An 11,479-nucleotide genomic window follows, 5' to 3' on the forward strand; every position below is an offset into this window, starting at 1 on the left:
CGTTAATTATAAGCACCCTAATTAACGAATTGGGGTAAAAAAGGTGAGAAACGTAATTAGCAGCTGAACGACTCAGAAAGTTGACGAGCAAACAATAAAGCATATCAAAATTTGTTATTTTATGTTACTCTATTAGAATAATAATCAGAAAAATTTTATAATTAATAAAGTGGAGGGATCAACTTGTCTATTCAACACAATGTAGAAAAAATGAAAGAACAAATAGGTCGAGTTATTATTGGAAAAGGAGAAGTGGTTGAACTCTTAATGAATGCTTTTATGAACCAAGGTCATGTCTTATTAGAAAGTGTACCTGGTACAGGAAAAACCATGCTAGCAAAGGCGATTGCTAAGTCTGTCGAGGGAGACTTTCAGCGCATCCAATTTACCCCGGATGTCTTACCCTCTGATGTATCAGGGATCCAGTATTTTAACCCTAAGGAACAACAATTTGAGTTACGAGTTGGTCCAGTAAAGACAAACGTTTTGTTAGCTGATGAAATTAACCGTGCCACGCCACGTACGCAATCGGCTCTTTTAGAAGTGATGGAGGAAAAACAAGTAACGATTGACGGGGAGACGGTACAGATCCCACAGCCATTTATCGTATTAGCTACTCAAAATCCGATCGAGTCACAGCAAGGAACCTTTGATTTGCCAGAAGCACAGATGGATCGCTTCTTTATGAAGGTTGATTTAGGTTATCCCTCTTTTGAAGATGAGAAGATCATGATGAAAAGTCACCGTGCATCAAATCCGTTAGATGAGTTGTCGGCCATCTTTACGAAGGAGAATATGATTGGTTTTCAAGAGGAAGTTAAGAACATTAAAGTATCTACAGTTATTGAAGACTACATATTGAAAATAGTACATGCCACAAGAGAACATCGTTATGTTGATGTAGGTATTAGTCCACGTGGAACACTAGCTTTCATGAGAGCTGCACAAGGAAATGCAGCCATAAAAGGTCGTGATTATGTCACTCCTGATGATGTGAAGCTAGTTGCTCCTTTCGTTTTATCGCACCGTTTAGTACTTAGCCTTGATGGGTCGACGGTTAATTCCCAGTTAGATGTGCTTCAAGATGTTTTAGAAGGTGTTGAAGTTCCAGCAGAGTACGGAGTTGTAGAATAATGACGTTCAATAAGTATTCCCAAGAAAATAAAACCTTCCCTGTCCTTGTTCTAGTTGGAACGGTTGTCTTATTTGCGGGGCTATTTATATCGTTTGAAATAATGGCTGTGCTATTATTCGTATCTGTTCTAATTATGATCATTTACGGATTTAGTGTGTTTTACGAAAAACATATTGATGATTACTTAACCATCTCGTTTGTTAAATCATCAGTTAAGAATTACCAAGGTGATGAAGGTTATATAGAAGTAATGATCGAGCAAAAAGGGATTTTACCTCTATTAAATGCTCGACTGGTTTTAGAAATGGATGATGTGATCCATTTTAAAGAAGGAAGAGTCGTCCCAAGGCGCTTTAAGACGATCCATACAAGGACATTCAATCTTTTATTTTGGGAAAAAAGGACATTTAAAATCCCTTATGAAGCTAATAAGCGAGGAGTGGCTCGGGTCCACGATCTAGAATTAGTTGTTCCTAATTTATTTGGCTTCGGCTCAATTTTTCTTCGAGCACAGAAAATTTTTAACCAAGAGGTAGTAGTCTATCCGAAAAGAAAAGTTGTACCTAATATAGATCTATTATCACCGAAGCGGATGGGGCACCATCGAGCAAGGCATTCTCTATTTGACGAACAGTCTTTACCGGTTGGAACGAGAGAGTATGAGCCTGGTGATGCCTTTAATAAAATTCATTGGAAAGCGACGGCAAAGGAAGGGAATTTACAAACGAAGGTATTTGAGAAATCTAGTCAAATATCATGGTGCTTCCTTCTAAACGTTCGCTCATATAACGGCATTTCCGCGGCAGATGATATTGAGAGTTTAATAGAAAAAATAGCTTATATGACTTATTATGCCACTAAGCATCAGATTCCTTATCGAATTTTTATCAATATAACATCTATTAATCAAATTCCTTTTATGCATCAGTTGGAAGGTGAGGGTGAGGCTCATTATCGACAAACGCTAGAGTTGTTAGCGCGAATGAAAATCTTTACTTTCACCACGCCTTATGAGCGCATGCTTCATTTCGTCTGGAAGCATGAAACACCTCCTGCTTATATCATACAAGTTGGGGCGACGAATGAAGAGCAACAACGATACTTGAATTTAATCGCTAAAAAAGGTTCAGAAATTTATTATCTAGACAATGACGGCTTAGAAAACAGACGTGAAGGGAAGGTGAAGCAACATGGTTGATATTTCCCTTCGTTATTTGAGATGGTACCAATACATTTTAGAATTATTTCCATTATGGATTATTATCTCATTCTCTTATGTTGGTACTGGGTATTGGCCACCTGTTTGGTCATTTTTACTAATGACAGTCGTGGCAGCACCTCTGATGACAGTCGGTTTGTATAAAATGGGAGGGAGAATTGCTATATATGGTGCGATTCCATTCTTATTTATACTTGCTATATTTTTGGGATTTGATTTCCCTTACGCAGTATTGATGGCCGTCGCTCTATCATTTCGAATAGAAAACCGTTTTATTAAACCTGACCAAGAAGTTGAAGAAATCGTCATATCGATTACCTTTATTTTAGCTCTTGTGTCATATTTAATTACTTTCGGAGATTCGGGTGGGTTCTCGGTCTATTTCTTATTAATTTTTGTGGTGCAACTGTTTGTCTGGGTGCTTGGACGCTTGATCTATTTCTACATTCGTGATCAACAAACCATTAAGCATTCGCTAAGGAAAAAACTAATCTTTGTTGCAACAACATTAGCTTCTTTAGGTGCATTATCGTACTTAGCTTACATCGCTTATCCTTACCTGAAATGGATGCTCGGATCTATTGGTCATTGGCTACTTTATGGTTTTGTATGGGTATTAACCCCTTTATTTAATTTTATTGAGGGAATTGAATTAGATCCACCCCAGTTACCAGAACCGGATGAGGAGACTGAGGGTGAGTTTGATGCACAGGATTATATGCAAGATGAACCAACGACTTTAATGTCAACATTAAGCGATTACCTGTTATGGCTGATATTACTCATAATTGTGACGATTGGATTTATCTTGTATCGACGGTATCGACAGAAGCTTTTAAGCAGTCAAGATGAAGTTAGGGAAGGTATAAAAGATGAGGTAACAAAAGAGAGTAGTAAGGATCACTTATTTTGGCGTAGAAATGCTAAAGCTAAGCCACCGAAACATCAAGTTAGAAAAGCGTACTTCCAGTTGGAAAGATGGGCCGCGAAGAAAGATGTGGGTAGGTATCATCATGAAACTATAGAAGAATGGTTTGAAAGGATTGGCTTAGCTGATCAAGTGAGTGATTCGATGCTTAATACTTACGAACGAGTTCGTTACAAAGAAGATTTGGATTTACCATACGATCAACAAACTTATCTAGATGAAATTGAGAAGGTAAAATCTTTAATTAAAGAAAAATATGACGTGTGAGTAGACAGGAATCAATAGAGGCAGGGTCAAACATTTGTCCCTGCCTCTTATTTTTGATGTTTATATTGATAACTATATAAAAGTTTCTTTAAATGGATAAGCTCTTTATGATAATCCATTAACGTTGATGCTAGAGGAAGTAGGCGTAGCCGGTCAGGATCATCCTCGTGATAAACGGATAATAGTTGATCAACCAAATCAGGGATATTCGGTTCCGATACTTTTTCTAAAGGATCTGTTTCTTTCTTACGAATTCTTCCTAAATACATTAAAATCAACTTCTCATGTGTGTGTAACGTCTTATCGACTTCCTCAATAATCCGTCTATTAAACTCTTTTGGAATATTTTCGATATCATCATCTAATCGATGTAAAGTTCTTAACACGAGAAATGACTTGTTAGATGTATTAATGAGCTGACGGAACAAAACTAATTTTCTTGCTCGTTCACGACCTTTACGACGTGAGTAAGTTCGTTCTTCTGAAAAAAGGTGATAGGTTCGCTCTACCTTAGACAAATCCGTCCCTAATCTTTCAATCTCCTTTTTTAGCGCGGGTTGGTTGGATAAGTGTCTAGTAGTCACACGAATCCATTGTAGGATCTCACTGGTTGTCTGGTTAATATCATCAAATAGTTTCGTTTCATACTTTGGAGGCAAAAAGGCTAAGTTAACGACAAATGCAGAGACAATTCCAATTAATATAGAAGTAAAACGGATCGCAGCAAACTCTAAAAACGGAAGTTCAGTTGTATCCATAATGGCAATTACAGCGATAATCGCAATAAAGGTTGTATCTTCCTTCATTTTAAACGCCATACATATTCCGATGACGATAATTATTCCAAAACCTATTAAAAAGGGTTCATTTCCAACAGTGATTACTAGAATAATAGCTAAAGCAGCACCAATTACATTTGCTTGAAGCTGTTCAACAATTGTTTGAACCGAACGATAGATGGACGGCTGGATGGAGGATACAGCTGCAATAGCAGCAGCAAATATTCCTGCCTCAAATCCAAATCCACTGGCAATATATAAGGCAATCGCCGTTGCTAAACCTGTCTTAAATGCGCGTGCACCCAATTTCATAAGTCATGACCTACCTTTATGTAATCCACTAATCGTTTTAGGAAAACTCAATTTTATTGCGAATTGAAAACAAACTTCATTAATGTAATCATAACAGAAATATCAGATTTCTGAGACAAAAAAAGAGCTTCCACACACGAGATGTGGAAGCCAAGTCTGGTAAAAACCAGAAAGGAAGGGAGTTTCATAACATCATGTTCCTTCATAAGGGGTAACCCAAAAATTCTGAATTATCTATATTTTAGCACACGATATTAGAATTTCAACAGTTTTTAGAATATTTTTTATAATATTTTAAAAATTGTGAGAAGTAGGACTAATTATGATACTGACATCTGTTTAAAAGCCTGTTCGACAGCGTCTAGTGTCTGATCAATATCTTTCCTTGTGTGAGCTGTCGTTAAAAACCACGCTTCATATTTGGATGGTGCGAGATTGATTCCTTGATCTAACATCAGCTTGAAAAATTGCGAGAACTTCTCCCCATCTGTGTTTTCTGCTTGCTCATAATTGGTGATTTCCTCATCAGTGAAGAAGACGGTCATCATTCCTTTTAAGCGATTAATGGTAATCGGAATCTGATAAGTCTGAGCGTGTTTTAAGATTCCATCCTCGAGTATTTGGCCAAGTCGATCCATTTCATCGTATACGCCTTTTTCTTGTAGAACTTCTAAACAGGCTATACCAGCAGCCATCGAAGCTGGATTCCCTGCCATGGTTCCAGCTTGGTAGGCTGGTCCTAAGGGTGCGACTTGTTCCATAATGTCAACTCGTCCACCGTAAGCTCCAATTGGCAGTCCCCCACCAATAATTTTACCTAAGGCTGTCATGTCTGCTTGAACATGAGTGATCTCTTGGGCACTACCGTAGTGGAAGCGGAAGGCAGTAATCACTTCATCAAAAATAAGTAGGCTGTCATTTTGGTGAGTCAACTCTTTAACTTGTTCTAAAAACCCTGGTTTAGGCTCAACTAAACCAAAATTACCGACAATCGGTTCGACTAAAACAGCGGCCACATCATCACCGTACTTTTCCAAAGCTTCTTTAAAAGGTTCGATATCGTTAAATGGTACGGTGATGACTTCCTGAGCAATACTTGCAGGTACACCTGCTGAATCGGGTGTTCCTAATGTGGATGGACCTGAACCAGCAGCGACTAAGACAAGGTCTGAATGTCCATGATAACAACCGGCAAACTTAATGACTTTCGTTCTATTGGTATAAGCGCGTGCTACTCGAATCGTTGTCATGACAGCCTCTGTTCCCGAGTTAACGAAGCGAACCTTCTCTAACGATGGCATAGCATCCTTTAACATTTTCGCGAAATGATTTTCTAGCTTGGTTGGGGTTCCGTAAAGTACACCATTTTCAGCAGCGTTTTTAATAGCTTCTGTAATATGGGGATGAGCATGTCCAGTAATAATCGGACCATAAGCCCCTAAATAGTCGATATACTGATTCCCATCAACATCCCAAAAGTGTGCTCCTTTACCTTTTTCCATAAAAACAGGAGTTCCACCACCAACACCTTTAAAAGCTCGCGAAGGAGAATTTACTCCACCGACAATATGTTCTTCTGCTTCTTGATATAGTGTTTCTGATTGTTGTCTATTCATATACATTCCTCCAAATTCCTCTGTCCTTTCTCATTTTAGCATAACATGTTGAGTGGTTTTTACATGTATGTTTAGACAAGCACATATTATGGTAAAAAGCCTACAAGGAAATGAAGGGATTTAAGTGAATTTATATATCATCTCATTGTTGATTGTAATGTCAGTATTGCTTATTAGTTTAGTTATATTTTTACGTAATTATAGTGAAGTTAGAGGCAGTTTTTCGAAAGAGTTATTTGGTTCATTTGTAGCGATTTATTTTATATTAATGATTGGTTTCGCCTTAATATTTTTCTTACTTGCTGAAGTGGGGTTCGTACTATTGCATGATCTATCGTTACAGAAGGGAACTTCATTTGAACGTTTTTTTCATGCCGTTTATTTTAGTGGGGTGACATTAATGACAATCGGTTATGGTGACATTACTCCGGTTGGAATAGGGCGTGCTATTGCTTTATTTGAAGCATTCATCGGTTATTTACTACCAGCTGCTTTCTTATACAAGCTTATTCGTTAAGGAATAATATTTGTCAGATGCGTGAATGTTCGGTAATCTTAAAGTAAATCACTTTAAGGAGGAATAACAATGACGGTTGAAGTAGGTAAACAAGCACCGGATTTCACATTACCAGCTAGTAATGGCGAAGAGGTTAAGTTATCAGATTTTAAAGGTAAACATGTTGTGTTGTATTTTTATCCAAAAGATATGACACCTGGCTGTACGACTGAGGCCTGTGACTTTCGGGATCATCATAAAAGTTTTGAAGAATTAGATGCGGTTATTTTAGGTGTAAGTCCAGATCCAGTTGATCGTCATGAGAAATTCATTGAGAAACATGACCTTCCGTTTTTACTTTTAGCAGATGAAGATCATCAGGTAGCTGAAGATTACGGCGTATGGAAACTTAAAAAGAATTTTGGCAAAGAGTATTATGGTATTGAACGCTCGACTTTTATCATAGATAAGGAAGGCAACTTGGTAAAAGAATGGCGTAAAGTCAAAGTTCAAGACCATGTGGATGAAGCACTGAACTATATTAAGGAACATTTATCATAACATTAAACATGAGCTGGCTAACCGGGCGTTGGCCAGTTTCCACTATACATAAGGAGAGGTTTACATAATGAATGTTGTTACAACGTGCAAAATTAAAGGTAGAATTAAAGAAGAATTGATAGAAAAATATCCACAAATAAATTTTGTCTGGTCTGATGAAGTGGATGACATAGATCAGCATATTCCTACTGCTAATATCCTGATTACATATGGGGAAGGGGATGAAGTCACTGTAGAACGATTAGAAAAAGCAACATCACTTGAATGGATTATGGTGATTTCAGCTGGTTTAGATGAAATGCCGTTAAAAACCATTCATGATAAGGGGATCCAAGTGACGAATGCAAGGGGAATTCACGTCACTCCAATGGCCGAGTATGCTATCGCTATGCTTCTGCAGGTTAGTCGCCAAGCGAAAGCTCTAATGAAGAGTGAACAAGAACATATTTGGGATCGCACTGTTAAGATGGAAGAGATCTCGGGTAAAAAGATGCTGATCGCTGGTACGGGAGCGATTGGTCAAGAAGTCGCTCGGCTAGCGAAAGCATTTAATATCGAAACGATTGGAATTTCTAGAAGTGGCCAACTGAAAGATCACTTCGACCGGTGTTACCCGAATGAATCCTTAAATGAATATATTTCAGAAGCAGATTTTGTTGTAGGAATTTTACCTGCTACGACTGAGACGGAGGGATTCTTTGGTGCCAAGGCATTCGAATTAATGAAAGAAGATGCTATTTTCCTTAATATGGGGCGAGGTAAAACAGTAGATGAATCAGCGTTGATTGAAGCACTTCAAGCTAACCAATTCCACCATGCCGTATTAGACGTGTTTGAAGAAGAACCACTACCTAAGAGCAGTCCACTTTGGGATTTAGAAAATACAACAATTACTCCTCATTTATCAGGCATTTCAAGACACTATCAACCAAGAGCATTCGATATTTTTGAGGAGAATCTGAAGTCATTTTTAGACGATAAAAAGTTAGTGAAAAATGTGATTGATCCTAAGAGGGGGTATTAACGTTGCGTATTTACACAAGGTCAGGGGATAAAGGAGAAACCTCACTAATTTATGGTAAAAGAGTTAAAAAGAGCGACTTACGTGTTGAAGCGTATGGAACTTGTGATGAAGCAAACTCTATGATTGGGGTTGCAAGAAGTCACTTAACACAAGAAAACTTTGACGGTAAAGACCAAGTCGTTGAAGCATTGCACCAGGTTCAAACGATTTTGTTCCATGTTGGGGCAGAACTAGCTACGCCGAAAGATCAGGAAGTCGCTTGGAAATTAAAAAAAGAGCATATCGAAAAATTAGAGCACTATATTGATGAATGGGATCAGCATTTAGAGACCTTGAAAAACTTCATTCTCCCTTCAGGTCATCCAAGTGCAGCTGCCTTACATTCAGCAAGGACTATTACCAGAAGGGCTGAAAGAACTGCTGTAGCTTTAGAAGATGAATTAACGAGTGATTTAGTCGTTTCATATTTAAACCGTCTGTCCGATTTCCTGTTTGTTGCTGCTCGCTACGTTAATCAATTGTTAGGTGGCGAAGAATTGCCGTTGAAAACGGATGTATAATCATAGTCAACCTCACATATAAATTGACAAATAGGTTCCTAAGGGATTACACTATTTATAAAGATTCTTATTTAATAATTTTACTATATTGAAAGTGAGGTGCATGACGGTGTCAGAAGAAAGAATGCAAGAAGCCTTAGCAACTTTAAAGAGTTCAGGTGTCAGAATCACACCACAACGTCATGCAGTGCTTGAATATCTCATGCATTCGATGAACCACCCGACAGCAGATGAGATCTACAAAGCACTTGAAGATAAATTCCCGAATATGAGCGTAGCAACAATTTACAACAACCTCCGAGTCTTTTTAGATATCGGCTTGGTTCGTGAACTGACTTATGGTGATTCCTCTAGCCGTTTTGACTGCAATACGTCAGACCATTATCACATTATTTGTAATTCCTGTGGAAAAATTGTGGACTTCCATTACCCTGCTTTAGATGAAGTAGAGCAACTAGCTGAACAGGTAACAGGCTTTAATGTAAGCCATCACCGCATGGAAGTGTACGGGACTTGTGAAAATTGCCAAAACAACCAACGTCATTAAGCTCAAAAATGTCATTTATTAAACAAAAGAGAGCTGATTTTATGATCAGCTCTCTTTTTCTTGTTTGTTCATATACTCTTTGGAGTTATATTTTTCATCGAACTCTTTACCCTCTAAATCCTTATCAAGTGTTAACGGTTGCTTACAATACATGCAGGCGTCTACACGGCCAAGCATCTTTGTAGGTTTACCACACTCCGGACATTGGATCGGTACAGCACGAGTTGATAACATACCAATCCAGAAATAAACGAGAGTACTAAATGCGATCGCGATAACTCCTAAAACCATAAAGATTAACATGACCCATTCAGTATTACGGAACAATAAACCGACATACATAATGATCATTCCAGCAAAAATCAGAGCTAAAGCAAACGAACGAATTTTGTTAATCTTACTGCTATATTTTAAGGACATAATTACCCCCCTCTTTCTATCCACCTATAATTTCTATTATTCACGTCCTTTATCATGGTGACAACTGAAGTATAGCATATTTTTATGGTATGTATGTGAATGAAAAAGGAATTTCAAAAATCATGTCGAAATATTTCTAAGGAGTCTATTTAGGAGGAACTGTCTATGGAGGATGTATTACGCCCAATTTATCAAGAAAGAGCTAGCCGCCAAAATACCTTAGGTGTGTTACTATTAGAGAAATCCGATAGCCACAATTCTGTAACCGACCACTTTGATTGTATCTTGTTAATATTAGTTCGGGATGCAGAGGATGACTGGTATGTTAAACATTATGAGTTTGGCGATAAGAAAGCAGCCATGCATATTGTAGATGAAAAGTTGCTTCATCGTTGGATTGAAACCAGTGGTTACCGAAAAGTCGTTGAGTGGCTCATTAAAGGTACCATTGTTTTTGATCGTAATGAATACTTAGCTAAGCTAAAGGATGAACTACGTGACTTCCCAGAACGAAAGCGTCAATTAAGAAAAACAATTGAATTCGCTAAGCTAATTCGTTCTTATAGTGAGTGTAAAGAGCTATTTCAGTCAAAACATTATTTAGATGCTAATAGTTTAATGATTCGCTCTTTACATTATTTAGCCAGGTTAGCTGTTTTAGAAAAAGGGTTTCATCCCGAAATAATGGTCTGGAACCAAGTGAAGCGAATTGACCCTGAAGTTTACAAATTATATGAAGAATTAATGGAAAGTGATGAACCGGTTAAGAAAAGAATCGAACTTATGATGCTGGCTAGTGATTTCGCGATTCATTCACGTGCTGAACAAGGTGCAGCTCACTTATTAGACATAATGAGGAGTCAAGAAGAACCTTGGACGTATGGTGAGTTAAAAATACACCCAGAAATACAACACTACACATTAGACCTTTCCATATTAATTGAATATCTTGTGGAACGTAATATTGTAGAAACTAAATTAGTAGAGACTAAAGGTAAGAATATCTACCACAGAAAATATAATGCTAAACAATAATACTCTAATGAACCTTCTCAAATTAATGGGAAGGTTTTTAATTTCACTGAAAGTATAGGTTTAACATCATTGACTCCCGTGAATATCAATAACAGGTGGTCAAAAGGATATTTTGGAGCTGAATAATGAAGATAAATAATGTAGAAACTAAGATTTGGATAGAATGTTTAAGGCTGAGATCTTATCAATTAATCCAATTATGTTCACTAATATATAGGAAGAAACTCTAGTTAGTCTAATAAATTAAGCTACCAAGTTTTTTTAGAAAAATTAATCATTTATTTTTGTGTTGACGATTAGTTTATGATCATGCTATATTTATATACGTCGCGTTGAGAGAGACGCAACAACAAGCAACACTCTAAAACGCAAACTAAAAAATATATAAAAAGTTATTGACATTAAGTTGAAAACTTGTTATATTTAAGAGGTCGCTGTTTTGAGGCGACAAACTTTGAACCTTGAAAACTAAACAAAATAGCCTGACGTCAATTCAGTTTTCTTTCTAATCAGAGAGAAAACAACGAATGATAAGTAAGAAGCCAATCAAACACTATTTGGAGAGTTTGATCCTGGCTCA

General features: G+C 37.4%; 12 protein-coding genes. 9 read left to right on the forward strand and 3 right to left on the reverse strand.

The window, feature by feature from the left end; all coding sequences use genetic code 11:
- Positions 1 to 183 precede the first annotated feature (183 nt).
- From HWQ49_RS09205 to HWQ49_RS09215, 3 genes are read left to right on the forward strand one after another with little or no spacing between them, the layout of a single operon-like run.
- Complete coding sequence (locus HWQ49_RS09205; protein WP_188207318.1) at positions 184 to 1,134, forward strand: AAA family ATPase; 951 nt, start codon at positions 184 to 186, stop codon at positions 1,132 to 1,134.
- On the forward strand, positions 1,134 to 2,333 hold the full coding sequence (locus HWQ49_RS09210; protein WP_188207319.1) for a DUF58 domain-containing protein: 1,200 nt from the start codon (positions 1,134 to 1,136) through the stop codon (positions 2,331 to 2,333). Before HWQ49_RS09205 ends, HWQ49_RS09210 begins: the two co-directional genes overlap by 1 nt.
- The gene (locus tag HWQ49_RS09215) at positions 2,326 to 3,549 is read left to right on the forward strand and encodes a cation:proton antiporter (protein ID WP_188207320.1); all 1,224 of its coding nucleotides are present in this window, start codon (positions 2,326 to 2,328) and stop codon (positions 3,547 to 3,549) included. The genes HWQ49_RS09210 and HWQ49_RS09215 overlap by 8 nt, the downstream gene beginning before the upstream one ends.
- Before the next feature lie 47 nt (positions 3,550 to 3,596).
- Here the strand turns inward: HWQ49_RS09215 and HWQ49_RS09220 are convergent, their stop codons facing one another.
- Entirely contained in the window at positions 3,597 to 4,640 is a 1,044-nt protein-coding gene (locus tag HWQ49_RS09220; RefSeq protein ID WP_188207321.1) for an FUSC family protein, read from the reverse strand.
- A 320-nt stretch (positions 4,641 to 4,960) separates the two neighbouring features.
- Positions 4,961 to 6,256 carry a glutamate-1-semialdehyde 2,1-aminomutase gene (locus tag HWQ49_RS09225; protein WP_188207322.1) on the reverse strand — a complete coding sequence of 432 codons (1,296 nt, stop codon included), beginning with the start codon at positions 6,254 to 6,256 and terminating at the stop codon, positions 4,961 to 4,963.
- A 124-nt stretch (positions 6,257 to 6,380) separates the two neighbouring features.
- Here HWQ49_RS09225 and HWQ49_RS14845 point away from each other — a divergent pair, with 124 nt between their 5' ends.
- From HWQ49_RS14845 to perR, 5 genes are all read left to right on the forward strand, one after another.
- Positions 6,381 to 6,773 (forward strand): ion channel, encoded by a 393-nt coding sequence (locus HWQ49_RS14845; RefSeq protein WP_188207323.1) that lies wholly within the window; start codon positions 6,381 to 6,383, stop codon positions 6,771 to 6,773.
- Between the two features lie 69 nt (positions 6,774 to 6,842).
- Positions 6,843 to 7,313 (forward strand): thioredoxin-dependent thiol peroxidase, encoded by a 471-nt coding sequence (gene bcp, locus HWQ49_RS09235; protein ID WP_188207324.1) that lies wholly within the window; start codon positions 6,843 to 6,845, stop codon positions 7,311 to 7,313.
- 67 nt (positions 7,314 to 7,380) lie between these two features.
- The gene (locus HWQ49_RS09240) at positions 7,381 to 8,337 is read left to right on the forward strand and encodes a D-2-hydroxyacid dehydrogenase (protein WP_188207325.1); all 957 of its coding nucleotides are present in this window, start codon (positions 7,381 to 7,383) and stop codon (positions 8,335 to 8,337) included.
- A 2-nt stretch (positions 8,338 to 8,339) separates the two neighbouring features.
- Entirely contained in the window at positions 8,340 to 8,897 is a 558-nt protein-coding gene (locus tag HWQ49_RS09245; RefSeq protein ID WP_188207326.1) for a cob(I)yrinic acid a,c-diamide adenosyltransferase, read from the forward strand.
- A 103-nt stretch (positions 8,898 to 9,000) separates the two neighbouring features.
- On the forward strand, positions 9,001 to 9,444 hold the full coding sequence (perR, locus tag HWQ49_RS09250) for a peroxide-responsive transcriptional repressor PerR (RefSeq protein WP_223155088.1): 444 nt from the start codon (positions 9,001 to 9,003) through the stop codon (positions 9,442 to 9,444).
- A 45-nt stretch (positions 9,445 to 9,489) separates the two neighbouring features.
- Here perR and HWQ49_RS09255 read toward each other — a convergent pair whose 3' ends face one another.
- Positions 9,490 to 9,864, reverse strand: coding sequence for a YgzB family protein (locus tag HWQ49_RS09255; protein WP_188207328.1), 375 nt, complete (start codon positions 9,862 to 9,864; stop codon positions 9,490 to 9,492).
- A 165-nt stretch (positions 9,865 to 10,029) separates the two neighbouring features.
- Between HWQ49_RS09255 and HWQ49_RS09260 the strand changes: the two genes are divergently transcribed.
- Positions 10,030 to 10,899 carry a nucleotidyltransferase-like protein gene (locus HWQ49_RS09260; protein ID WP_188207329.1) on the forward strand — a complete coding sequence of 290 codons (870 nt, stop codon included), beginning with the start codon at positions 10,030 to 10,032 and terminating at the stop codon, positions 10,897 to 10,899.
- Positions 10,900 to 11,479 lie beyond the last annotated feature (580 nt).

Source organism: Alkalibacillus aidingensis (assembly GCF_014595945.1).
Classification (GTDB): Bacteria; Bacillota; Bacilli; order Bacillales; family Alkalibacillaceae; genus Alkalibacillus; species Alkalibacillus aidingensis.

Coding starts and splice junctions, on each gene's coding strand:
- bcp (WP_188207324.1), top strand. CDS start 6,843: ATGACGGTTGAAGTAGGTAAACAAGCACCGGATTTCACATTACCAGCT.
- HWQ49_RS09220 (WP_188207321.1), bottom strand. CDS start 4,640: ATGAAATTGGGTGCACGCGCATTTAAGACAGGTTTAGCAACGGCGATT.
- HWQ49_RS09210 (WP_188207319.1), top strand. CDS start 1,134: ATGACGTTCAATAAGTATTCCCAAGAAAATAAAACCTTCCCTGTCCTT.
- HWQ49_RS09260 (WP_188207329.1), top strand. CDS start 10,030: ATGGAGGATGTATTACGCCCAATTTATCAAGAAAGAGCTAGCCGCCAA.
- HWQ49_RS09215 (WP_188207320.1), top strand. CDS start 2,326: ATGGTTGATATTTCCCTTCGTTATTTGAGATGGTACCAATACATTTTA.
- perR (WP_223155088.1), top strand. CDS start 9,001: ATGACGGTGTCAGAAGAAAGAATGCAAGAAGCCTTAGCAACTTTAAAG.
- HWQ49_RS09255 (WP_188207328.1), bottom strand. CDS start 9,864: ATGTCCTTAAAATATAGCAGTAAGATTAACAAAATTCGTTCGTTTGCT.
- HWQ49_RS09225 (WP_188207322.1), bottom strand. CDS start 6,256: ATGAATAGACAACAATCAGAAACACTATATCAAGAAGCAGAAGAACAT.
- HWQ49_RS09240 (WP_188207325.1), top strand. CDS start 7,381: ATGAATGTTGTTACAACGTGCAAAATTAAAGGTAGAATTAAAGAAGAA.